Genomic DNA, 21730 nt, shown 5'->3' with positions numbered 1-21730 from the left:
AAACGTTCTAGGAGATTTGCATGAAGCAATACCTGACTCTCGGCGCAGCCGCACTGGTGCTGGCCCTGACCCTCACGGCCTGTGGCGACAAGAACAAGGAAGGCAGCGCGTCCAAGGTGCTGGTCAAGGTCAATGGCGCGGTCATCAGCAGCGACACCCTGGAGTGGCTGCTGAAAGAACAGCTGCCGCCCGGCACGCCGGTGGATGAGGCCCTGCGCAGCAAGGCCCGCGATCACCTGATCCAGCGCGAAACCCTGTTGCAGGCCGCCCGCAAGTCAGGTCTGGACAAGGACGAAGCCGTCAAACGCCGCATGGAATATGTGCGCGACGAACAGCTGGTGAACGCCTATCTGAAGGACTGGATGGAAAAGAACAAGGCCGACGACGCCAAGCTCAAGGCTGAGTTCGACAAGCGCGTAGCTGCTGCCGGCGACACCGAATACAAGGCGCGTCACATCCTGGTCGACAAGGAAGAGGATGCCAAAGCCATCATCGCCAAGCTGCAGAAGGGCGCCAAATTCGCCGATCTGGCCAAGGCCTCGAAGGATACCGGCAGCGCCGTGACCGGCGGCGATCTGGGTTGGGCACGTCCCACCACCTTCGTGCCGGAATTCGCTGCGGCCCTGGCCACGCTGGAAAAAGGCAAGTTCACGCTGGAGCCGGTCAAGAGCCAGTTTGGCTTCCACGTGATCCAGCTGGACGACACGCGCAAGACTCCCGGCCCGGATTTCGAATCGGTGAAGGGCCAACTGGCCCAAGGCCTGCAACAGGAAGCCCTGCAAGCCTACATCAAGGATCTGGTCGCCAAAGCCAAGGTCGAATGAGTCCGCAACTCCCCGTGAATCTGGGCGAAGCCCTCGCCCAGGCGCGCGGGCGCATCGATGCCGTGGACGCGCGCGTTTTGCTGCGTGAAGCCAGCGGGGCCACCGCGGCCCAGCTGGTCGCGTTCGCCGAACGTGCGCTGCAGCCTGATGCCGCCCAGCGCTATGCCGAGTGGCTGGAACGGCGCGCCGCCGGCGAGCCCATCGCGCACATTCTGGGCCGGCGTGAATTCTATGGCCGGCCCTTTCGCGTGTCGGCGGCGACGCTGATCCCACGCCCCGAGACCGAGCTGCTGGTCGAGCTGGCCCTGCATCAACTCAACCGGGTCGAGCATCCGCGTATTCTCGATCTGGGCACAGGCAGCGGGGCCATCGCCGTGAGTCTCGCCCTCGAATGCCCGGGCGCCGAAGTGTATGCCGTCGATTTTTCACCGGCCGCGATTGAAATCGCCCAGAACAACGCCATGGCCCTCGGCGCCAAGGTGAACTTCCTGTCCGGCAGCTGGTTCTCGCCGCTGGCAGGCCAGTATTTCGACTGCATCGTCAGCAACCCGCCTTACATCGCCGAAGCCGATCCGCATCTGGCCCAGGGCGATCTGCGCTACGAACCCATCACCGCACTGGCCAGCGGCAGCGACGGCCTGGCCGACCTGTGCCACATCATCACCCACGCGCCGGCACATCTCGAAACCAACGGTTGGCTATTGCTCGAGCATGGCTACGATCAAGCCGAAGCCGTGCGCGATCTGCTGCAGGACGCCGGCTTTTCCGGCGTGCACTCCTGGCGCGATCTGGCCGGCATCGAGCGGGTGAGTGGTGGGCATTTGTAGGCATGCTGGTCGCAAGTCGCAAGTCGCAAGTCGCAAGTCGCAAGTCGCAAGTCGCAAACCCTCTTGCGAGCCCGCTAGATCACCCTTCGCCCATTTGGGGAGAGGGGGAGAGGGCTGAGTCAAGACGGGCTACGTTCAGCCACCTGTTATGCGAAGCATGCCCGTAGAGCCGCATCGGGCGGTTGTCTTCGGACAGTCCGCCTGTAGAGCCACGTCCAGCAAACCTAAGCGGCATGCCTGCCTGCAGAGCTACGCGCAGCGCGGGTCTACAGCCATCAATGGCTCACCCTGTAAGGTCCGAACATTCCCTCCCCTTTTAAGGGGGAGGGCGAGGGTGGGGGTAATAGCTGCCAAGCCGAGGACGTTCCCTGTTGAACGTGAGAACCCCCATCCCAACCTTCCCCCTTGAAGGGGGAAGGAGCCGTTTGGGCGCGCTTCTGCGAGCGGGAGGTTAGTTGATGCATGCCCCGCAAATTCAATTCGTCAGGATAGTTTTTCGTTGAGGCAATAGAGGTTCTTCCCGAAGTGAGTGATCTCACCCGCAGAGATTGTAGCCTTCACGCTTTCCTCAATTTCTTTTGGGTTTTTAAACCCAAAAGACGCCAAACGATCTTTGGAGAACTCGATAAGGCGCCACGCATCAAATCCTGAAATTTCTCCGAGTGGGCCGAAATCAAAATCTACGACGCCAGTTTTTAAGTAAACCGCGCAGCCATAGCCATGCTTGCGGTAACTTATTTCGCCATGAAGCAAGCCTGTGTGTGGCATTCCGTTACATGCCCACTCCATGTTGCGTGTCGGAAGGATAAAACCGCTTTGTTCAATGAGTATGGCTGCGGCTGCAACAGCGCCAAGATATTCCGAAATGAGGCTAGAGAGGCGAGAGTCCATAGAGGCGACGTGATGTGGCAATCGAAATGACCGGATAGCGAGCTCTGGGGGCTGGAGGCAATGTTGGCGCGCAACTTACTTCGCGACCCCCACCAGCCCTTTCCCGATCGCCTCACTCAACCTCGCCAGCGCCTCGCTCTGCGCGGCCACGGCGCTTGCCGGGCTGCCGTCTTTGGCTTTCACGCGGATCTCGCTGCTGCGTTCGCCGAGCAGCTCTTTACGGTCGCGGCCAACGATGCGCCAGCGCACGCGCAGTACGGTTTCGCCTTGGGCGCTGGTGTCGAATTGCAGCACTTCGACGGGCACGTTGATCGCGGGGGCGTCGTTGAGTGACCAGGGGTGGGATTGCAGGCGTTGCGGGTTGATCTGGCGGGCGAGGTTGTCGCGCAGCACGCGCTCGAAATTGCTGTCGAGTGGCTCGGCCCAGCGATCATTTTCGGCCGCCTCGATACTGCCAGCGTCAAGTCGGGTGATGAGGGCGCGTCGGTTCAGGTATTCGGGCCATTTGAGCGGGCCGATGCCGATGCTTTGCGCGAGGCTCACCCCTGTCGTGGGTGCAAGCCGGGCGCTGAGCTGATAGAGGCGCACGCTTTGCGGCGGGTTGCCGGCGCAGGCTGTGAGGGTCGTCACGATGATGGCGAGCAGGGTGGTACGGATCATGGCGTGGGCTCCTTGCGGGGCGTGGGTTTTCTGCCGAAGAGCAGGGAGTTGGGCTGGCGATCCAGGGTGTCGGAAAGATCCTGCAGGGCGCGCGCGGCTTCCTTGAGTTCTTTCAGGGTCTGATTGGCACTATGCAGGGCGGGTGCGCCTTCGCCGGCCAGTTCGCTGAAGGTGGCTGTGGCCTTGCTCAGTTCGTCGGCGGCCTGTTTCAGGCTGGCCAGCGGGGCGGCGGCTTGCTCGGCCATGACTGCAACCTTGTCGGAGGAGGCGCCGACTGAATCCATGTTGCGGCTGACGGTGCTGAGGGTCTTGTCCAGATTGCTGGCGAGCGGATCAAGGCGCTGATCGAGTTTGGCGCTGATGTTTTTCAGCGTGTTCAGCGTTACATCCAGATTTTTCAGTGAGTTCGCCAGCTCCGGGCTGCGCACGAAGCTGCGCGTGGTGGAGGCAATCGCGGCGACGTCGTTGATCAGAGCCTCCACGTCGATCTCCTGCAGCTTGTTGGCGATTTCCTGCACGGGCGAGGGGATGGTCGGGATTTCCTGCAGGCGTTTGTTGGGCGCGCGATAAACCAGCGGTTTGTCGGGGTGGAAGTCGAGTTCGATGTAGAGCTGGCCGGTGAGCAGGCTCTGGGTGGCGAGCTGGGCACGCAGGCCGCGATCGATCAGCTCGGCCGGATCCGGGGCTTCTTCCTCGGAGACGCCGCCATTCACATCAAGCACCTTGCGCGGCAGGCCTTCCACGGTGACCGGAATGACGAGCTGGCGGCGCCCGCCGTCGTAGCGCAGGTCGATGCGTTGCACGCTGCCGATCTGCACGCCGCGAAATACCACGGGCGCGCCGACCTGCAAGCCGTACACCGAGCCTTCGAAATACATGACGTAGCGTGGTTTGCTGACGAAAAAATTGCTGCCGGTGAACACCAGGATGCCTATGACGAGCAGCAACATGGCACCGAAGACGAAGGCGCCGATCAGGGTCGGATTAGAGCGTTGGCTCATGAGGGTTCTCCACGCGAGAGGAAACTGCGCACGCCGTCCGGGCCGTGCAGGGCGAGGTGTTTGGGGTCACCGGTGGCAATCATGGTTTTGCTTTCGGCATCAAGGAAGACAGAATTGTTGGCCACGGCGAAGATGCTCGGCAATTCGTGGGTGACCAGTACGATGGTGGCGCCCAGGCTGTCGCGCAGCTGGAGGATCAGCTCGTCCAGACGCCGCGAGCTGAGCGGATCCAGACCGGCCGAGGGTTCGTCGAAGAACAGGATGTCCGGGTTCAGGGCCATGGCACGCGCCAGTGCTGCGCGTTTTTTCATGCCGCCGGATATCTCGGACGGGTAGTAGTGTTCGAAGCCGGCGAGTCCGACCAGCGCCAGTTTGGTGGCGACGATGTCGCGGATCGCATCAGCCGGCAGGCGGGTGAACTCTTCCATTGGAAAGGCAATGTTTTCAGCCAGGGTCAGCGAACTCCACAGCGCGCCGGCCTGGAACAGCACTCCGAAACGGCGTTTGAGGCGATCCTGCTCTTCCGCCGAGGCCGCCCAGAAATCCTCGCTGCCGAACAGTACGCTGCCGGCTGACGGTGCCTGCAGGCCGATCATGTGGCGCAGCAGGGTGCTCTTGCCGCAACCGCTGCCGCCCATGATCACGAAAATGTCGCCGCGCTGGATGTCAAACGTCAGATCGCGCTGGATGACATTGTCACCATAAGCCATGGTCAGGTTGCGGATGGAGATGATGGATTCGTTCATCTCACCACCCCAGCCGCTGGAACAGGATGGTCAGCACCGAGGCCGACACGGTGATCAGCAGGATGCTGGTGACGACCGCCGAGGTGGTGGCTTCGCCCACGGCCTGCGCGCTGCGCCCGCACTGCATGCCGCGCCAGCAGCCGGAGAAGGCGACCAGCGCGCCATACACGGTGCCCTTGAACATGCCGATCAGGATGTGGGTCCAGCTCAGCGCCAGCACGGTTTCGTGCAGGTATTCACGGATCCCGACGCCGAACACGGTGGTGGCGATCAGCATGCCGGCACCGATACCAACCACGCCGGCATACAGGGTGAGCAGGGGCACCATCATGACCAGCGCGAGCAGGCGCGGCAGCACGAGGGTGTCGATGGGTGAGATGCCGAGTGTGCGCAGAGCGTCGATTTCCTCATTCACCTGCATCGTGCCGATTTGCGCGGCATACGCGGCGCCGGTGCGGCCGGCGAGGATGATGCCGGTCATCAGCGCGCCGATTTCGCGCACCATGCCGATGGCCACCAGATCGGCGATGTAGATCTGCGCGCCGAATTGCGCCAGCTGCACCGCGCCCATGTAGGCGAGGATGGTGCCGACCAGAAAACTGATCAGCGAGGAGATCGGCAGAGCACGCGGGCCGTTGGCCTCGATCAGCCACATCAGATCGCGCCGGCGCAAACGCGCCTTGCCCGTCAGCAGGCGGCCGAAGGCCTGGGTAATTTCGCCTGTGAAGGCCAGCGCGAGAGGCAGGTCGGACCACAGGCGCAGTGCAATTCCACCGAGACTGGCGAAGAATCCAGGGCTCGCATCGGTCGGATGGTCGGTGCGCGGCGGCACGGCCAGCGCCAGGGCGAGCAGTTTTTGCGTGCCTTCGGCTAGGCCGCCGGTGTCGATGGCCAGATTGCGCTCAGCGGCGACGCGGCAAAACTTCAGCAGCCAGGCGAGCAGCGCACCATCCTCTTCGGTGGTTTCTGTCGCTTCCAGACGCACTCCGGAGAGGCCCGCCCAGAGCGGCTCTTCAGGCATCGCCGGATGCGGCGCAGACCAGTTCCACGCACCTGTGCAGTGCACGCGCAGCAGCGTGTCCTGGCGGGTGAAGTCAACGTGAGCTTTGTCTGGGTTGGCGATCATGCTGGAGAAATATGAACCGGAAAGCGCATCTTACTGCCTGCAGGCCGCCTGAGGCGGAGTGCCGAGCAATGAGGTCAGAGTGCGGCCGCCTGCGGCGGAATGCTGAGTTCTGAGGACTGAGTGCTGAGTGGGCGTGCTTGTAGAGCTGCGCCCGTATTGGGTCTTCGGGCGCAGGTGCTGAAGAGGATTGACAGGCGCGGCTGTCGGGGCACACTAATTACGCACTCAGCACTCAGCACTCAGCACTCAGCACTCAGCACTCAGCACTCAGCACTCAGCACTCAGCACTCAGCCCTGCGCCGTAGGCGCGTTTCAGCCCTTCACGAACATCGTGACCAGGGGGTGGTTGCCGACCTGGCGGCTCCAGTGGCCGTGGATGGCAGGATCGAAGGTGGTGCCTTCGGGCAGTACGTCGGCCGAGTAGAAATGTTCACCCGCCAGAAATACGCGTGAGCTGCCATCGGCCAGGCCGATTTCCATCGCGCCACCGAGAATGAAGACCCATTGCGGTGCGCCGGTGCAGTGCATCTGGCTGCGGAAGCCGAGCGGGCTCTGGCGGAACTGGACGCCGCTGGCGGCTTCGATTTCGGACAGGCGCGAGGCGGGCGTGCCTTCGCTCAACGGAATCTCGATGTCGCGAAAACGCGCGCGGCCGTCGGTGTCGGTGAAAAGTTCAACTTTGGTGAAGGTGGTCATGAAACGGTTCCTTGATGGAGTGAAGAATCAGCGGCCGGGGAATGCCGGCAGCGAATCCAGAAAAGCCTTGCCGGCGCCGCGCAGGCGGATGAAATCCTTGTCGATGCGGTTTGGCGTGAGCAGGCGGGCGAGGATGCTGCCCCAGATCAGCCCGATGAGCAGTACGAGGCCGCCCAGACCGGCCAGCGCGCCGGAGTCATCGACGGCGCCGGCAAACATCAGGCCGACGCCAAGGAGCAGGCCGCCCCAGATCAGGCTCAGGCCGATCTTGCGGCGCTTGCTGTGTGTGGCACACAGGCCGGGCTGGATTTCAGCCTTCTTGCGCACCGCCAGGGCGATGACGGCGTATAGCAGAATGGCAATGAAAATCAGGATGTACCAGGCCGGGTGATGCCAGTAAATCTTGCGCTTCTTGATGGGTAATTCGGCGGGTGCATTGCACTTGATGCAGCGATGCGGCAGGGCGCTACCTGGACGCAGGATCAGGATCTTGCCGTCACGCCAGTGCTGGCCTTCAAGCGCGGCCTCCAGGTCGGCCTGGGGCGGGGCGTAGGGATTGATGGCGGACATGCGGGTCTCCGGGCTGAGGTTCATTTGCGGGTTTCATTGGGCAGGCCGCGCCGGTATTGCACGGCCTCGGCCACGTGGGCGGCGCTGATAACGTCGGCGGCGGCCAGATCGGCCACGCTGCGCGCGATCTTCAGGGTGCGGTGATAGGCGCGGGCGGACAGACCCATGCGTTCGATGGCCTGACGCAACAGCGCCTTGGCCTTGTCGTCGGCTGGGCAATGCTGGTCGATCTCGCCGGCATCCAGATGGGCGTTGGCCTTGCCCTGGCGCGCGTGCTGACGGCTGTGGGCGGCGATGACGCGTGTCCGCACCACGGCGGTGGTCTCGCCCGTGGGGGCGTTCTGCAGTTCGTCGGCGGAGAGCGTGCCGACTTCCATCGACAGATCAATCCGATCCAGCAGCGGGCCAGAGAGTTTTCCGCGATAACGCGCGACCTGATCCGGCGTGCAGCGGCAGGCGCGGGTGGGATGTCCGAGGTAGCCACACGGACAGGGATTCATCGCCGCAACGAACTGGAAGCGGGCCGGGAAATCCACGCTTTGCGCGGCGCGCGAGACGGTGATGTGGCCGGTTTCGAGCGGCTCGCGCAGGGCTTCGAGCACGCGCCGGTCAAATTCGGGCAGCTCGTCGAGAAACAACACGCCGTGATGGGCGAGGCTGATCTCACCGGGGCGCGGATACATACCGCCGCCGACCAGTGCCGGCGCAGAAGCCGAATGGTGCGGCGAGCGATAAGGCCGGGTGCGGAAACGCGCCGGATCGAAACGACTTTCTAGCGACTGGATCGCGGCGGATTCCAGCGCATCGGCTTCTGACAGCGGCGGCAACAAGCCCGGCAGGCGGCTGGCGAGCATGGATTTGCCGGTGCCCGGCGGGCCGTAGAGCAGCAGGGAGTGCAGGCCACTGGCGGCGACTTCGAGCATGCGCCGCGCTTGCGCCTGGCCTTTTACGCCGGCCAGATCGGGATAAATCGGCTCGCCGGTGAGTGGTTCGCCGGTGAAGGGCGTGAGTGCGGTGTGGCCGTTGAAGTGCGCGGCGACTTCGAGCAGATTGCGCGCGGGCAGGATGGTGATGCCTTGCACCAGCGCGGCTTCAGCGGCGTTCTCGGTTGGCAGGATCAGGCTGCGGCCGGCTTGGGCCGCGCGCCAGGCCATGGCCAGCGCGCCGCGTACCGGGCGCAATTCGCCGGAGAGCGAGAGCTCGCCGGCCAGCTCGTACTGATCCAGCGTGGCAGATCTGATCTGATCGGAGGCGGCGAGAATGCCGATGGCAATCGGCAGGTCGAAGCGCCCGCTCTCCTTGGGCAGATCGGCGGGGGCCAGATTGACCGTCACCCGCTTGTTCGGGAATTCGAACTGGCAGGTCAGCAGCGCGGCGCGCACGCGGTCGCGCGCCTCTTTGACTTCGGTGTCCGGCAGACCGACCAGCGAAATCGAGGGGACGCCGTTGGCCAGATGCACCTCGACGGTAACTTCCGGTGCGTCCATGCCGCACAGCGCACGGCTTTTGATCAGGGCGAGGCTCATTTCCGCGCGCCTTGGTCGGTGCTCAGGCTTTTCCGGCTTCCAGCTCGGCGAGGCGCTTTTCCAGTGCAGCGAGCTTTTCGCAGGCACTCTGGAGCAGCGCTTTCTGCACGTCGAATTCTTCGCGACTCACCAGATCGAGGCGCGAGAAGCCCGCGGCCAGCATGGCTTTGGCGTTCTTTTCGAAATCTTTGGCCGGGCCGCTCTGCATCATTTCGGCGAACTTGTTGCCCATCTCTTCAAACAGCTGGGCGGGTTTGCTGGGATCAATCATGTGCATGTTCCTTGAATGGGCGTCGGGCGAGTATAGCCGAGCCGGCAGATTCGGCGCCTGCCCGAAGTGTCGGTGAGCAAGGCTTGTCTGAAGAGCCTCTCTGGGCGGGGTTCTTCAGGCAAGGTGTCTGTAGAAGAAGGCTCTGTGCGGTTCTTCGGGCATGGGCTTACTGCGGCCAAGGCTATGCACCAGCGTGATGCATCGACTTGGTGCGGCACTGTTGTGCTGCGCGAAGAGAGTGCGCCGGCCCTTTCGGGCAGGGTTCTGGAAAGTGACGTAGAGCAAGCATTGGCGAGGGTTTCGAGTATCTGGCACGAATCCAGCTAAGAAAGCCTCGCTGCATTACCTTAACTTTCTTTCAGGAGCACTCCCATGCGTTTGTCGATTATCGCCGCTTCCCTGTTTTCCGCTTTTGCCGCCCTGCCTGCTCTGGCTGCTGATGAGCCCGCTTCGGCACATACCTTTACCGGCAACATGAGCATTGTGTCGGACTATCGCTTCCGTGGTATTTCGCAGACCTACAAACTGCCTGCACTTCAGGGCGGCCTGGACTATAGCCACGCCAGCGGCGTGTATGTTGGCACTTGGCTGTCGAACGTCAGCGGCAACCAGTATTACAACGGCGCTTCGCTGGAAATCGATGGTTATGGCGGTTATAAGCTGCCGGTAGGCGATTTCACCTTTGATGTGGGCGGCCTGTATTACTACTACCCGGGCGCTCACTATGCCGTGGAAGCCAAGACCAAGTACAACAATCTGGAAGCCTACGTGGGCGTGAGCTACAAGGTTGTCAGCTTCAAGTATTCACACACCCTTACCAACTTCTTCGGCGTGAACAAGGATACCTACGGCGGTGTTTGCCAGAGCACGGTTGTTGGTGGTGATGGTGGCGACTGTTTTGATGCCGATCCGGGCAAGTCCACCGGTTCGGGCTATTTTGATCTGAGCGCCAACATTCCGCTGACCGAGAAGATCACGTTGAACACGCACGTGGGTCATCAGAAAGTGAAGAACTACGGCAAGCTGGATTACACCGACTGGAAGCTGGGCGCGACCTATGACCTGAACGGCTGGGGCCTGGGCGCTGCGATCGTGGGTACCAATGCCAAGAAGGGCTGGTACTACGCATGCAAGATCAGCGATGGTGGCAGCTGCAAGAAGACGGGCGAGAACACCCTGGTTCTGTCTGTCGCCAAATCTTTCTGATTTTCACACCACGGACGCGGTGCGCAGGCACCGCGTCTGAATCAAGGAGTAATCCATGAAATTCGTATCCGCCATCATCAAGCCCTTCAAGCTCGACGAAGTGCGTGAAGGCCTTTCCGCCATCGGCGTGCAGGGCATCACCGTCACCGAAGTGAAGGGTTTTGGTCGTCAGAAGGGCCACACAGAGCTGTATCGTGGTGCCGAGTATGTGGTCGACTTCCTGCCTAAAGTGAAGGTTGAAGTCGCTGTTGACGACGCCTTGCTTGATCAGGTGATCGAAGCCATCGAGAAAGCCGCCAATACCGGCAAGATCGGTGACGGCAAGATCTTCGTGTTCGACCTGCAACAAGCCATCCGCATCCGCACCGGTGAAACCGGCACGGAAGCCCTCTGATCCAAAAGGGAGTAGAGACAAATGAAAAAGTTTCTCGCCATTGCACTGACGGCTTTCTCCGTCATGCTGTCTGGCAGCGTGCTGGCCCAAGACGCCAGCGCCCCTGCCGCTGTTGAGGCAACGGCACCTGCTGCGGCCGCGCCTGCTGCAGCGCCTGCCGCTGATGTTTCAGCCCCGGCTGTTGCCGCACCTGTCCTGAAAGCGGACAAGGGCGACAATGCCTGGTTGCTGGTTTCCACCGCCTTTGTGATCCTGATGTCGATTCCTGGCCTGGCCCTGTTCTACGGCGGTCTGGTGCGCACCAAGAATGCACTGTCGGTGCTGATCCAGGTCTTCGTGGTGTTCTCGCTGATTACCGTGCTGTGGGTTGTGTACGGTTATTCGCTGGCCTTCACGGAGGGGAATGCCTTCATCGGCTCCTTCAGCAAGATCATGCTGGCAGGCGTAACGCCAGACTCTCTTGCGGCAACCTTCTCCAAGAGCACTGTGATCAGCGAATTGATCTATGTGGCCTTCCAGGGTGCTTTTGCTGCGATCACGGTTTGTCTGATCCTGGGTGCTTTTGCCGAGCGGATCAAGTTCAGTGCCGTGCTGGCCTTCTCGGTCATCTGGTTCACCTTCTCCTACCTGCCGGTGTGTCACATGGTGTGGTACTGGACGGGTCCGGATGCCTACACTTCTGCTGAGGCAGGCGCAGCGGCTACGGCTACGGCGGGCTTCCTGTTCCAGAAGGGTGCTTTGGACTTCGCAGGTGGCACCGTGGTGCACATCAACGCCGCCATTGCCGGCATCATCGGTGCCTTCATGGTTGGCAAGCGTCTGGGCTTCGGTCGCGAGTCGATGGCTCCGCACAGCTTGACCATGACCATGATCGGCGCTTCTCTGTTGTGGGTGGGCTGGTTCGGCTTCAACGCCGGTTCCGCTCTGGAAGCCAACGGTTATGCCGGTCTGGCCTTCCTGAACACCTGGCTGGCAACGGCTGCTGCCACCATGTCCTGGCTGGTCGCTGAATGGCTGATCAAGGGTAAGCCCTCGATGCTCGGCGCTGCTTCTGGTGCGGTGGCGGGTCTGGTAGCGATCACTCCGGCGGCTGGTTTTGTCGGCGTCGGCGGTGCCTTGGTTATCGGCTTGGCTGCAGGCGTGATCTGCCTGTGGGGTGTGAATGGTCTGAAGCGCTTGATCGGTGCAGATGATGCGCTTGACGTGTTTGGTGTGCATGGCGTCGGCGGTATCCTCGGCGCGCTGCTGACCGGCGTGTTTGCTTCGCCTTCGCTGGGTGGTACGGGTGTGGTTGATTATGTTGCGAACGCTGTCGCGCCGGATTACTCCATCGCCAGCCAGGTCTGGATTCAGGCTCAGGCTGTGGGCACGACCATCATCTGGTCTGGTGTGGTGGCTTTCGTGGCTTACAAGCTGGTCGATATGTTCATCGGTCTGCGTGTGCCGGAAGACGAAGAGCGCGAAGGTCTGGACGTTACCAGCCACGGCGAATCGGCTTACCACTATTGAGCACGATAGGAGCCTGCCGCAAGGCAGGTGTTATTGACGGGCGCCCACGGGCGCCCGTTTTTTTGTGTTTCGGGTGTGACTGGTTTGCACAAGCTTCAAGAAACAGGCGCAGCATGTCGTAAACTGAGAGTCACGATCCGATCGTGCATTCTCAGGCCGGCTCGTTTCACTGACCCTATCGCCCCAGGACTGCCATCATGAACAAGATGCTCGACTACATCAGTCAATACGCCGACACCATCCTTGCGAAATATCGTGATCCTTACCATGGCACGCCGCTGTTCTTCGATGGCATGAACACTTTCACGGGCGAACCGGTGAAATGGCGCAACATGGAAGGCAAGGACTGGGAGCCCTCCAATATCGCCTCGCAGCAGAATCTGTTTCGCACCCTGGTCGCGCTGTCGGCGCTGACCGGCGAGCCCAAGTACAAGCAGGCGGCCAAGGATGCGATTCAGTGGCACTTCGATCATGCCGACGAGAGTGGTTTGCTGATCTGGGGCGGTCACTGCTTCCTCGATCTGAAGACGCTGGATACTGTCGGCCCCGAGGGCAAGAACAAGGTGCATGAAATCAAGCACCACTATCCCTTCTATGAACTGATGTTTGAAACGGATGCACGTGCCGCCGCCCGCCTGATCAAGGCCGAGTGGAATTGCCATATCGACAATTGGGAAACCCTGGAGCTGACCCGCCACGGCAGCTATGGCCGCCCGCTGGAAGAACAGGGTTTCTGGGACAAGCCCATGCACCCTGATCTTGAGCTGATGCGCGAAGCCAAAGGGCTCTCCTTCGTGAATGTAGGCAATGACCTGATCTATTCGGCAGGCCTCCTCGGTCAGATCGTGCCGGGCGAAGAAAAGGCGCTGGAATGGGCCGAGTTCATGGCCTGGCAATATGTACGCACACGCTATCCGGCGACCGGTCTGGGTTGCTACCAGTTCAACCGCCCGGTCAAACGCGAAGAGGCGCCGACCGACGAGAATCACCCGCAGTTCACCTATTCCTTTTACGGCGACCGTGCCGAGCGCCAGTTCGGCCCGGAATATGGCGAAGTGGCCAAGGAGGCCTGGGTGCTGTTCAAGATGGACCCGGACGCCATGAATGGCCCGGAAGGCATCTATGGCGACTCAACTCTGGCTCAACTCACGCTGGCCCGCCAGCTCGGCCCCAAGGGCGAGAAGCTCAAACAATGGGCGGTCGACGGTCTGGATGCCTGGCTCAAGTATGCGTATGTGCCGGAAACCAACCAGATCAAGCCGATGTTCGCCGATGGCAAGGATCTGACCGGGCAGGAGTTTCCGCGCCGTGGTTTCTACGGCAAGAAGGGCTGGATCTTCGAGCGCAAGCCGATCAATCCCATCGTCTTCCTGAGTACCGTGACGGCCTGGGCGATTTCCGGGCGCGATTCGCTGTGGCAGCATGTGGTCGCGATGGCGCGCAATTACGGTCTGGGCAACTGGAATCCGGCTGACCCCAAGGCACCCCAAGCCCCGTTGGTGGCCACGCAGGCCGACGCCATCCGCTTGTTTGCGGTGCTCGAGGTGTATCGCGCCACCGGCACACAGGCTTATCTCGATCTGGCCAAGAGCCTGGGTGAGCGCCTGTTGGCCGAGCATGGCCATCGTGGCATGTTTGTGCCGAGTGCCAAACACATCCACTGTCGTTTCGATGACACCGATGCGTTGGCGCTGCTGAGCCTGATCGCGACCGAACGTGGTTGCCCCGAAGTGGTGCCTGGCTTCCGTTCACAAGGCGGTTACATTCATGGAGACATCCAGATCGAGGACGGCAGCAAGAAAAACATCATGGATATCAAGGATATCTACCCGCTGACGATCGAGTGATCTGGACAGACGTGAAACAGCCCGCCAGATGAAGGCGGGCTTTTTTATGTCAGTCAGGAGCGCTGCCGGGTTTCTTTCCTGAGCCGGGCACGCGTGCGTGGTGTGCGCTACGTTCGGTGAATGCCTGCCTGAAGAGCCGCTCCCCGCTTCGTTGTGCGAGTGGCGTGTCTGAAGAAGGTTGTTGGGTAAGCCTCTTCAGGCAGCTATTTTTTGGCGCGTAAAGCCGCGGCCAGCGCGCTACGCGCCCAGGGATGCATCAGCGCCGGGGAATCAAGGGCTTCGTCCGGCGCGCGGTAGTAGTTCATCTGTGCGAGCTTGCCCTTGGCTTCATAGCGGAATGGCTCCAGGCCTTCGGCTTCGAACTGGGCGCGGTTGTGTTCATCCACTTTCAGATAAAGCACGTCGTCGATGACTATGGCAAAAAACAGTTCATCGCAGTAGAGTCCTGCGCCGCCGAACATGCGCTTGCTGCGGATGCGCCCGAGCGGGGCGAACAGTTCCGTCAGATAGGCGATGTAGTCGGCGGAAACGCTCATGCGCGGCCCGCGAAGGGGTAGTCGATGGCCGGCGTGCGGCCGTCGATGATGTCGCTCAGGGCGTGGGCCGAGCCGCAGGCCAGGGTCCAGCCGAGGGTGCCGTGGCCGGTGTTGTAGAACAGGTTGTCGAAGGGGCTGCGCCCGATGATGGGCAGGTTGCTCGGTGTGGTGGGACGCAGGCCGGCCCAGTAGTTGGGCTCGTTGGTGTCACAGGCGTCGGGGAAAACGTCTTCGGCCCAATTCACCAGCGCGGCGCAGCGCTCGGGGTCGATGTCGGTGTTGTAGCCATTGAGTTCGGCCGTGCCGGCGATGCGCAGGCTGTCGCCCAGACGTGAGCAGACGATGCGCCGCGATTCGTCGGTGAGACTGACGCTCGGCGCGCGGCTCGGGTCGCGCAATTTCAGGGTCGTGGAATAGCCCTTGACCGGATAGATCGGCAGGCGCTCGCCCAGCGGGCGCATCAATGGCGTGCTGTAGCTGCCGGCGGCGATCACGTAAGCATCTGCGTGGATTTCCTGAGCTGAGCCGTTTTGCAGCACTTTCAGCCCGCTGATGCGCTGCCCCTCGCGCAGGATCTGCTCCACCTGTGTATCGAAGACGAAATTCACGCCAGCGGTGACGCAGCGTTCGGCGAGTTCGCTGACGAAGCGTTGGGCATCGCCGCTTTCGTCATCGGTGCCGAGCATGCCGCCCACGAGGCGAGTTTCCACGTGGGCGAGGCTGGGCTCAGCCGTCACACAGGCGCTGGGCGTGAGCATCTGCGCGCCGATGCCGAGTTGGCTCAGCACACGTTGCTGGGCTTCGCCGTGGCGGAAATTTTCCTTGGCGAAATACAGATGCAGCACGCCGCGTGACAGGCTGTTGTAGTGAATGTCGGTGGCTTCGCGCAGGGCGCGCAGCTGATGCCCGCTGTAGGCGGCCAGATGGCCAATCGCCAGGGTGTTGCGGCGGGTGCGGTGGGGCAGGCATTCGCGCAGGAATTGCAGGCCCCAGTGGATGCGCGCGGCTTCGGCCGGCCAGCGGAAGAGCAGGGGTGCGTCCTTGCGGCCCAGCCATTTGAGCACGGTCAGCGGCGCACCGGGATTGGCCCAGGGCTCGGGGTGGCTGATCGAGATCTGGCCGCCGTTGGCAAAGCTGGTTTCCAGCGCTGGGCCGGCATTGCGGTCGATCACGGTGACGGCGTGGCCGGCGGCGCGCAGATACCAGGCGGAGCTCACTCCGGCCAGGCCGGCGCCAACAATCAGGATGTGCATGGAGAGGCGGATTTCATGGATGAGGCAGCAGGTCGTGATTATTGCCGATTCACGGCGCAAGGGGATGGCCTGCATCAAGTATGGGCATGCACCCTTTGGAGCGGGGCGCGCTTGGCTGGATCAAGTCCGGCAGGGCCAGGCCGTTAGTCCTTGGGTTGGGGCCAGTGTGGCGCCTGAGGAGTGAACATGACCATCCGCAAAAAATTACTGATGCTCTTGCTGGTGGCGGGCCTCGCTATCCTGCTGCAAGGTGCTTATGGCTTGCAACGTCTGCACCAGATGTCGGCACAGTTGAGTCATGATTTGAACGCATCGCTCGCCACAGGGGCGCTTGTGTCAGGTGTGGCGCAGGCACAGATCAACTTCAAGACTCAGGTGCAGGAGTGGAAAAATATTCTGATTCGCGGCAACGACAAGGCGCTTTTCGACAAGCATCTGAAGGGCTTTAGTGACGAGGAGGCTAAGGTTGTCAAGGCGCTGGAAGGAGTGGTGCGAGGCATGCCGGCCATGCAGATGGATGCTACGCCAGCCCAAAAAACCTTGGGCGAGCTGAAAACTCTGGGTGAGAAATACCGTGCAGCCTTGCAGATGTTTGATGCGGCTGATCCGGAGAGCGGCAAAAAAGTTGATATCGCTGTGCGTGGCATGGACAAGCCGATGGCGACGGCACTGGGTGAACTCGAAGAGAGCATCGGCAAATTTGCCCGCGAAGAAGCCGCCGAGCATGTGGCTGAAGGCGCCGCGATGGCTCGGAGTGCGACGGTGTGGATGGTCTCAGGTGCGGTGCTGGTGCTGCTGGCGGTGAGCCTGGGTGGCTGGATGCTGATGAATTCGATCATGACACCGGTTGCTGCCTTGCGTCAGACCGTGCTGCGGATCGAGCAGGACTGGGATTTGACCCTGCGTGTGCCACAGCGCGGGCAGGACGAACTGGCGCAGTGTGGGTTGGCCTTGAACAAGATGCTTGAGCGCTTTCAGAGCATTGTGAAAGATATTTATACGCAGTCGGAATCGCTGGCGATGCAGAGCGGCTCGATCGCCAGTGCGCTGAGTCAGGTTGGGCGCTCGGCCGAGGTACAGAGTTCTTCGGCATCCTCGGTGGCCGCGGCGGTTGAAGAGCTGACGGTGAGCGTGACGCAGGTCGGCGACGCGGCGCAGGAAGCGCAGCACCTGGCCGGCAGCTCCTTGAGCAGCGCCGAGACCGGGCGGCGGGCGGTGCAGCAGGGCAATGAACAATTACAGCGGACTTCCGTGCGCGTGAATGAGACCGCGCAGGCGCTGGAAGAGTTGGGCGCACGCTCGACGGCGATTTCCGGCATCGTGCAGACAGTGAAAGAGATTGCCGACCAGACCAATTTGTTGGCCCTCAATGCGGCAATCGAAGCGGCGCGTGCCGGCGAGCAAGGGCGTGGGTTTGCGGTGGTGGCTGACGAGGTGCGCAAGCTGGCCGAGAACACCACGCGCTCGACCGAGCAGATCAACGATCTGGTCAAGTTGATCCAGGCCAGCTCGGCCAAGGCGATCAGCGATGTGCGCGGTGTCGTCGAGGAGTTCGGTGGTCAGTTGGCGTTGGCGCAGCAGGCGGATACGGCGATTAGTGAGATTCGCACTGCGGCGGATCAGACCTCGGAAGTGAGCGCGCGGATCAACGAGGCCTTGCGTGAGCAGTCGGCGGCGAGTCAGCTGATCGCTCAGCAAGTGGAACAGATTGCGCATATGTGCGAGCAGAACAACCGTGCCGTGGTTGACGTGGATCGCAGCACGCAGGTGCTGAATGGCTTGGCTGACGGACTGGAGCAGACGGTGAAGCGGTTCAGGATTTAGTTTGCAGCTTCGCAAGTCGCAAGTCGTGCGCGGACTCTGACTCCGGCCCGGAATATTCCCTCCTTTGCAAAAAAAGGGGAGCGAGGGAGGATTCGGGCTGCTGTTGGATTGATTGTTCCCTCGCTCGGGAACGACCGCGACTACTGGCGGCTTGTACAGGCAGGTCTACAAAGGCTCTTCAGGCATGCGTGCCGAAGAGCCTTTGTGCATGCGCCTGTCCGGCATGCCTGTCCCGAGTTTCAGGCTGCGCGCGGCTCTTCCACGGGTAGAGCAGCGTCTTCCGGGCGATCTTCCGCGTCGACAACCAGCGCGCCCGGATCGAGGTTCAGGCCCAGTTCACTGGCAATCGCCGTTTCGCTCAGACGGGCCAGATCACGCCGGCTGTGCGAGGCTGGCAGGGGCGCGAGGAACTTGAGATCGGCACGAATACCCGAGGTCCGCACGATGGCGAGGATGCATTGGCCGAACGTGATGTCGCCGTCGTAGGCCGGCGCGAGGCTGATGTTGCCTTGCGCATCGCGGTAGCGCAGGCAGGCCGGCTGTACCGGCACCTGCGCGTCAATCGCGGCTTGAAACAGCGCGGCCCGGAAAGGCAGCATGGTCGTGCCTTGCGTGGTCGTGCCCTCGGGGAAGACCACCACGCGCTCTTCGCCAGAGAGACGTGCCGCCATGGCTTGCGCCGAGCGGGCGGCGGCGGTTCGACTGCCGCGCGCGATGAACAGAGTGCCGCTGTATTCGACCAGACCGCCGATACCCGGCCATTCCTTCACTTCATCCTTGCAGACGAAGGTGGTTGGGGAGATCGCGTTGATGATGAACACGTCCAGCCAGGAGATGTGATTGCTCACGATCAGTGTGCTGGCGGGTAGTGTGGCCTCGCAGGCGTCAATCTTCACACCCAGCACAGAGACCAGACGGCGCGACCAGGACTGCTTGAGGCTGCGCCGCAGTGCTTCACTCCAGTAGGGAAAGAAGAAGCGGACCATGATCGTGCCGCGCAGGATCAACCAGGCAACGCAGCTCAGGCGCCAGACGGCGCGGATTTCACGGAATAGGGAAGCGAGCACGGAGAGAGACAAATAACGGAATGTGGAGGCGAGTTTACACCCGCTCCCGCAGAGTCGGGTCAATCGCAGGGACATAGCATGAACAGGGGAAAGGCCGTCCGCTCATGGCAAAAGCCGATATTTACCGCGGTGGACACGAAGGTTCACAGAGGTTCGTAGAGGAGTGCCTGAGATTCTGGCTTTGCGTCCTCTGTGGTGGCCAGTCCCCGATTTGATCGGGGGCGGGCCACCGCATGATTCGGCTCCCTTGACTCAGGCGCCCTGACGTTCGACAAAGTGCTTGGCGTAGCGCGAATCGACGCGGGCCATGTTCAGCAGGATCAGCAGATCCGCGGTGTTGAAGTCTGGATCCCAGGCCGGAGCGCCACAGACCTGGGCGCCGGCACGCAGATAGCCTTTGAGCAGCGGCGGAATCTCGGCCTTTACCTCGGTGACCAACGCTTCGACCGGCAGCGGCGTGCGCGGGAAGACGTGATATTCGACGGGGGCCAGACGCTCACGCAGCGATTCATAGATGTTGGCCGCGTTGTGCCCGCCGTCGGCCATGCCGATGCTGGCGCAGCCCATCATGTATTCGTAGCCGTTGGCCTGCATGAAGCGCGACAGGCCGCTCCACAGCAGGGTGATTACGGCGCCGGTGCGGTAGTCGGCATCGATGCACGAGCGGCCGACTTCCACCAGACGTTCGCGCAGATGCTGCAGGCGGGTCAGGTCGAATTCGGTTTCGGAGTAATAGCTGCCGATCTTGCGTGCCGCTTCCGGCGTGAGGATGCGGTAGGTGCCGACGATGCGCCCCTGGGCTTCATCGCGCACGATCAGGTGCTGACAATGGGCGTCGAAATGATCGCGATCCACGCCCGGTGTGCGCGGGTTCAGGCGCGCGCCCATTTCGTCGGCAAAGACGCGGTAGCGCAGCTTCTGGGCTTCGAGGATTTCGGATTCCGAGCTGGCCAGCCCGACCCACAGATTGCGGGATTTCTGTTCGATGACTTGCGGGGCAACGCGCAACATGTCTGTTTGTCCTTGTGTGGCGAGGTCTGAAAACCTCGTTTGAGCCACTTTAGGATCTGCGTGTTGCGCGCCTGTTACACCGGTATTGCATGAATGTGACACCGGCTGACAAGGTGGCCAGCCGGTGTTTTTTGTTTAGAGTCGGACTTCTCCATTATTTGCGGGAGCCGAGGTCAGGCCTGCCGGGGCGGCTGCGGGTGCAGAGACCGCTGGCGCTGGTGCGGGAGTGGCCGGCGAGACGCGCGTCTTGCCACTGCTTTGCAGTACGCGCACGCGGTCACCGATGGCGAACTTGTCGGTCTTGCCGATCTCCTGCACCACGATCATGGTTTCGCCGCCGCTCATGCGCAAGGTCAGTTCCCAGGCATCTTCGCGGGTGAAGCCTTCTTCGGCCGCTGCACCAGCGATGCCACCGACAACGGCGCCGACGACCGCGCCCACGATCGCACCGCGCCCAGAGCCTACGCCGCTGCCGGCGACGCCGCCGACGAGAGCGCCGGAGCCCATGCCAATCTTCGAGTCGGTGCCCTGCAGGCGCACTTTGCGCACCTCCAGAATCGTACCTTCACGGAAGCTGATCGGGCGCTGAGCTTCTTCGCGCGAATACGAGTCGCCGGCCAGGCTGCGTGTGCAGCCGGTGTTGACCAATGTGCTGCCGAGCAGGCAGGCGATAAGCAAGCTGTGTTTCATGATGCTCTCCTTATTCCAAATCCAGATAGAAACGATACTTTGTTGACTTCGCCTTGTCGTGCTACAGCACTGTCGGCGGCTAGTCTTCGCGTCTCGTCTCTATCTGAAATCGGAGTTACCAGGGTTGGGCGCCGAAGGTCGCCGCAAAGCGTGCAGCGATCTCGTCGCGCGAAGGTGTGTAGTTCTGTCCGCCACGATGCCCGATCTTGAGTGAGCCCATGACCGAGGCGAGTTGTGCCGATTTTTCCAGACTCCAGCCATTGCTCAGACCATACAGCAAGCCGCCGCGGTAGGCATCGCCGCAGCCGGTCGGATCCACAATCTCCGTGATCGCAACGCTGGAGACTTCAATGACCTTGCCTTGAGTGTAGATGCGCGAGCCTTGTGCGCCCAATGTGACAATCAGGCCATCCAGACGTTCCGCCAGCGCTTCTATACTCAGGCCGGTCTTATCGGTGATGAGCTTGGCTTCGTAGTCGTTTACGGTGCAGTAGGTCGCCAGATCCAGACATTCAAGCAGCTCGGGGCCGGAGAACATCGGCAGGCCCTGACCCGGATCGAAGATGAAAGGCAGGCCGGCCGCCGCAAAACCACGCGCGTGCTGGAACATGCCATCGCGACCGTCTGGTGAAACGATGCCGTGCGTAATTCCGGAAGCGTCGCGTACATGGTTGCGGTGCGAATAGCTCATCGCGCCGGGGTGGAAGGCGGTGATCTGGTTGTCGTCCAGATCGGTGGTGATGAAGGCCTGGGCGGTGAAGGTGTCGGCCACTTCGCGGATGTAACGCGTGCTGATGCCGAGCTTTTCCAGGCGGGCCAGATAGGGGCCGGCGTCATCGCCGATGGTCGCCATGATTTCCGGCTCGCCGCCGAGCAGCTTGAGCGAGTAGGCGATATTGCCGGCGCAGCCCCCGAAATCGCGACGCATCTCCGGCACCAGAAAGGACACATTCAGGATGTGAATCTGCTCGGGCAGGATGTGACGTTTGAACTGGGAATGGAACACCATGATGGTGTCGTAGGCCATCGAGCCGCAAATCAGGACTGACATGGGAAGGAACCGTATGAATTAGGGAAGCCGCGATTGTAGCCGAGGCGTGGAGCGTGAGGCGTGAGTGAGCGGGTCTTGTAGGTGCGACTTCAGTCGCACGCCATGGGTGGCTGGCCGACTGAAGTCGGCCCTACGAAAACAAGCAGCGGCTTTTAGCAGCGAATGCTGCGCGTGATTCGCGGCTGAAGTCGCTCCTCCAGGGGT

Annotated in this window: 22 protein-coding genes; 7 read left to right on the top strand and 15 right to left on the bottom strand. The window is 61.7% G+C overall.

Features of this window, described 5'->3' with window-relative positions; translation table 11 throughout:
- Positions 1 to 20: 20 nt before the first annotated feature.
- Complete coding sequence (locus ABXR19_RS03535) at positions 21 to 824, top strand: peptidylprolyl isomerase (RefSeq protein WP_354599711.1); 804 nt, start codon at positions 21 to 23, stop codon at positions 822 to 824.
- A complete protein-coding gene (gene prmC, locus ABXR19_RS03530; RefSeq protein WP_354599710.1) occupies positions 821 to 1651 on the top strand; it encodes a peptide chain release factor N(5)-glutamine methyltransferase in 831 nt (276 codons plus the stop codon). Before ABXR19_RS03535 ends, prmC begins: the two co-directional genes overlap by 4 nt.
- 483 nt (positions 1652 to 2134) lie before the next feature.
- Here prmC and ABXR19_RS03525 read toward each other — a convergent pair whose 3' ends face one another.
- The 9 genes from ABXR19_RS03525 to ABXR19_RS03485 all read right to left on the bottom strand — a co-directional run bounded on the left by ABXR19_RS03525 (position 2135) and on the right by ABXR19_RS03485 (position 9138).
- Positions 2135 to 2542 (bottom strand): DUF6896 domain-containing protein, encoded by a 408-nt coding sequence (locus ABXR19_RS03525; RefSeq protein WP_354599709.1) that lies wholly within the window; start codon positions 2540 to 2542, stop codon positions 2135 to 2137.
- 75 nt (positions 2543 to 2617) lie between these two features.
- Positions 2618 to 3202: a PqiC family protein gene (locus ABXR19_RS03520; protein WP_354599708.1), complete on the bottom strand. Its 585-nt coding sequence runs from the start codon at positions 3200 to 3202 to the stop codon at positions 2618 to 2620.
- A complete protein-coding gene (locus ABXR19_RS03515) occupies positions 3199 to 4203 on the bottom strand; it encodes an MlaD family protein (protein WP_354599707.1) in 1005 nt (334 codons plus the stop codon). The genes ABXR19_RS03520 and ABXR19_RS03515 overlap by 4 nt, the downstream gene beginning before the upstream one ends.
- Positions 4200 to 4949: an ABC transporter ATP-binding protein gene (locus ABXR19_RS03510; protein WP_354599706.1), complete on the bottom strand. Its 750-nt coding sequence runs from the start codon at positions 4947 to 4949 to the stop codon at positions 4200 to 4202. Before ABXR19_RS03510 ends, ABXR19_RS03515 begins: the two co-directional genes overlap by 4 nt.
- Before the next feature lies 1 nt (position 4950).
- Positions 4951 to 6075 (bottom strand): MlaE family ABC transporter permease, encoded by a 1125-nt coding sequence (locus tag ABXR19_RS03505; protein ID WP_354599705.1) that lies wholly within the window; start codon positions 6073 to 6075, stop codon positions 4951 to 4953.
- Between the two features lie 312 nt (positions 6076 to 6387).
- Positions 6388 to 6771 (bottom strand): cupin domain-containing protein, encoded by a 384-nt coding sequence (locus ABXR19_RS03500; RefSeq protein WP_354599704.1) that lies wholly within the window; start codon positions 6769 to 6771, stop codon positions 6388 to 6390.
- Positions 6772 to 6798: 27 nt separating this feature from the next.
- Positions 6799 to 7341 (bottom strand): hypothetical protein, encoded by a 543-nt coding sequence (locus tag ABXR19_RS03495; RefSeq protein ID WP_354599703.1) that lies wholly within the window; start codon positions 7339 to 7341, stop codon positions 6799 to 6801.
- A gap of 20 nt (positions 7342 to 7361) precedes the next feature.
- Positions 7362 to 8867, bottom strand: a complete 1506-nt coding sequence (locus ABXR19_RS03490; RefSeq protein WP_354599702.1) for a YifB family Mg chelatase-like AAA ATPase — start codon at positions 8865 to 8867, stop codon at positions 7362 to 7364.
- A gap of 22 nt (positions 8868 to 8889) precedes the next feature.
- Complete coding sequence (locus tag ABXR19_RS03485) at positions 8890 to 9138, bottom strand: accessory factor UbiK family protein (RefSeq protein WP_354599701.1); 249 nt, start codon at positions 9136 to 9138, stop codon at positions 8890 to 8892.
- Positions 9139 to 9510: 372 nt separating this feature from the next.
- On the opposite strand from ABXR19_RS03485, the gene ABXR19_RS03480 reads away from it, so the two are divergent.
- The 4 genes from ABXR19_RS03480 (at position 9511) to ABXR19_RS03465 (ending at position 14094) form a co-directional block, all read left to right on the top strand.
- A complete protein-coding gene (locus ABXR19_RS03480; RefSeq protein ID WP_354599700.1) occupies positions 9511 to 10344 on the top strand; it encodes a TorF family putative porin in 834 nt (277 codons plus the stop codon).
- 55 nt (positions 10345 to 10399) lie between these two features.
- A complete protein-coding gene (gene glnK, locus ABXR19_RS03475) occupies positions 10400 to 10738 on the top strand; it encodes a P-II family nitrogen regulator (RefSeq protein ID WP_354599699.1) in 339 nt (112 codons plus the stop codon).
- Positions 10739 to 10759: 21 nt separating this feature from the next.
- Positions 10760 to 12247 (top strand): ammonium transporter, encoded by a 1488-nt coding sequence (gene amt / locus ABXR19_RS03470; RefSeq protein WP_354599698.1) that lies wholly within the window; start codon positions 10760 to 10762, stop codon positions 12245 to 12247.
- A 197-nt stretch (positions 12248 to 12444) separates the two neighbouring features.
- Positions 12445 to 14094: a hypothetical protein gene (locus ABXR19_RS03465; protein ID WP_354599697.1), complete on the top strand. Its 1650-nt coding sequence runs from the start codon at positions 12445 to 12447 to the stop codon at positions 14092 to 14094.
- 203 nt (positions 14095 to 14297) lie between these two features.
- Here the strand turns inward: ABXR19_RS03465 and ABXR19_RS03460 are convergent, their stop codons facing one another.
- Both ABXR19_RS03460 and ABXR19_RS03455 read right to left on the bottom strand, forming a co-directional pair.
- Positions 14298 to 14630, bottom strand: coding sequence for a TfoX/Sxy family protein (locus tag ABXR19_RS03460; protein ID WP_354599696.1), 333 nt, complete (start codon positions 14628 to 14630; stop codon positions 14298 to 14300).
- Positions 14627 to 15883 carry a D-amino acid dehydrogenase gene (locus ABXR19_RS03455; RefSeq protein WP_354599695.1) on the bottom strand — a complete coding sequence of 419 codons (1257 nt, stop codon included), beginning with the start codon at positions 15881 to 15883 and terminating at the stop codon, positions 14627 to 14629. Before ABXR19_RS03455 ends, ABXR19_RS03460 begins: the two co-directional genes overlap by 4 nt.
- A gap of 186 nt (positions 15884 to 16069) precedes the next feature.
- Here ABXR19_RS03455 and ABXR19_RS03450 point away from each other — a divergent pair, with 186 nt between their 5' ends.
- Positions 16070 to 17707, top strand: coding sequence for a methyl-accepting chemotaxis protein (locus ABXR19_RS03450; protein WP_354599694.1), 1638 nt, complete (start codon positions 16070 to 16072; stop codon positions 17705 to 17707).
- A 239-nt stretch (positions 17708 to 17946) separates the two neighbouring features.
- Here ABXR19_RS03450 and ABXR19_RS03445 read toward each other — a convergent pair whose 3' ends face one another.
- The 4 genes from ABXR19_RS03445 to ABXR19_RS03430 all read right to left on the bottom strand — a co-directional run bounded on the left by ABXR19_RS03445 (position 17947) and on the right by ABXR19_RS03430 (position 21526).
- Positions 17947 to 18774 carry a lysophospholipid acyltransferase family protein gene (locus ABXR19_RS03445; RefSeq protein WP_354599693.1) on the bottom strand — a complete coding sequence of 276 codons (828 nt, stop codon included), beginning with the start codon at positions 18772 to 18774 and terminating at the stop codon, positions 17947 to 17949.
- A gap of 252 nt (positions 18775 to 19026) precedes the next feature.
- Complete coding sequence (locus tag ABXR19_RS03440) at positions 19027 to 19785, bottom strand: GNAT family N-acetyltransferase (RefSeq protein ID WP_354599692.1); 759 nt, start codon at positions 19783 to 19785, stop codon at positions 19027 to 19029.
- 135 nt (positions 19786 to 19920) lie between these two features.
- Complete coding sequence (locus tag ABXR19_RS03435) at positions 19921 to 20475, bottom strand: outer membrane lipoprotein (RefSeq protein ID WP_354599691.1); 555 nt, start codon at positions 20473 to 20475, stop codon at positions 19921 to 19923.
- A 115-nt stretch (positions 20476 to 20590) separates the two neighbouring features.
- Positions 20591 to 21526 carry a carbohydrate kinase family protein gene (locus tag ABXR19_RS03430; protein WP_354599690.1) on the bottom strand — a complete coding sequence of 312 codons (936 nt, stop codon included), beginning with the start codon at positions 21524 to 21526 and terminating at the stop codon, positions 20591 to 20593.
- Between the last annotated feature and the right edge of the window lie 204 nt (positions 21527 to 21730).

The organism is Uliginosibacterium flavum, assembly GCF_040566545.1.
GTDB classification, from domain to species: domain Bacteria; phylum Pseudomonadota; class Gammaproteobacteria; order Burkholderiales; family Rhodocyclaceae; genus Uliginosibacterium; species Uliginosibacterium flavum.
The sequence above is the reverse complement of the archived record's forward strand: the minus strand, read 5'-3'. Positions and strand labels throughout refer to the sequence as shown.

Bases quoted from the DNA above. Each gene is read 5' to 3' on its own strand.
- ABXR19_RS03535 (WP_354599711.1), top strand. From the start codon at position 21: ATGAAGCAATACCTGACTCTCGGCGCAGCCGCACTGGTGCTGGCCCTG.
- prmC (WP_354599710.1), top strand. From the start codon at position 821: ATGAGTCCGCAACTCCCCGTGAATCTGGGCGAAGCCCTCGCCCAGGCG.
- ABXR19_RS03525 (WP_354599709.1), bottom strand. From the start codon at position 2,542: ATGGACTCTCGCCTCTCTAGCCTCATTTCGGAATATCTTGGCGCTGTT.
- ABXR19_RS03520 (WP_354599708.1), bottom strand. From the start codon at position 3,202: ATGATCCGTACCACCCTGCTCGCCATCATCGTGACGACCCTCACAGCC.
- ABXR19_RS03515 (WP_354599707.1), bottom strand. From the start codon at position 4,203: ATGAGCCAACGCTCTAATCCGACCCTGATCGGCGCCTTCGTCTTCGGT.
- ABXR19_RS03510 (WP_354599706.1), bottom strand. From the start codon at position 4,949: ATGAACGAATCCATCATCTCCATCCGCAACCTGACCATGGCTTATGGT.
- ABXR19_RS03505 (WP_354599705.1), bottom strand. From the start codon at position 6,075: ATGATCGCCAACCCAGACAAAGCTCACGTTGACTTCACCCGCCAGGAC.
- ABXR19_RS03500 (WP_354599704.1), bottom strand. From the start codon at position 6,771: ATGACCACCTTCACCAAAGTTGAACTTTTCACCGACACCGACGGCCGC.
- ABXR19_RS03495 (WP_354599703.1), bottom strand. From the start codon at position 7,341: ATGTCCGCCATCAATCCCTACGCCCCGCCCCAGGCCGACCTGGAGGCC.
- ABXR19_RS03490 (WP_354599702.1), bottom strand. From the start codon at position 8,867: ATGAGCCTCGCCCTGATCAAAAGCCGTGCGCTGTGCGGCATGGACGCA.
- ABXR19_RS03485 (WP_354599701.1), bottom strand. From the start codon at position 9,138: ATGATTGATCCCAGCAAACCCGCCCAGCTGTTTGAAGAGATGGGCAAC.
- ABXR19_RS03480 (WP_354599700.1), top strand. From the start codon at position 9,511: ATGCGTTTGTCGATTATCGCCGCTTCCCTGTTTTCCGCTTTTGCCGCC.
- glnK (WP_354599699.1), top strand. From the start codon at position 10,400: ATGAAATTCGTATCCGCCATCATCAAGCCCTTCAAGCTCGACGAAGTG.
- amt (WP_354599698.1), top strand. From the start codon at position 10,760: ATGAAAAAGTTTCTCGCCATTGCACTGACGGCTTTCTCCGTCATGCTG.
- ABXR19_RS03465 (WP_354599697.1), top strand. From the start codon at position 12,445: ATGAACAAGATGCTCGACTACATCAGTCAATACGCCGACACCATCCTT.
- ABXR19_RS03460 (WP_354599696.1), bottom strand. From the start codon at position 14,630: ATGAGCGTTTCCGCCGACTACATCGCCTATCTGACGGAACTGTTCGCC.
- ABXR19_RS03455 (WP_354599695.1), bottom strand. From the start codon at position 15,883: ATGCACATCCTGATTGTTGGCGCCGGCCTGGCCGGAGTGAGCTCCGCC.
- ABXR19_RS03450 (WP_354599694.1), top strand. From the start codon at position 16,070: ATGACCATCCGCAAAAAATTACTGATGCTCTTGCTGGTGGCGGGCCTC.
- ABXR19_RS03440 (WP_354599692.1), bottom strand. From the start codon at position 19,785: ATGTTGCGCGTTGCCCCGCAAGTCATCGAACAGAAATCCCGCAATCTG.
- ABXR19_RS03435 (WP_354599691.1), bottom strand. From the start codon at position 20,475: ATGAAACACAGCTTGCTTATCGCCTGCCTGCTCGGCAGCACATTGGTC.
- ABXR19_RS03430 (WP_354599690.1), bottom strand. From the start codon at position 21,526: ATGTCAGTCCTGATTTGCGGCTCGATGGCCTACGACACCATCATGGTG.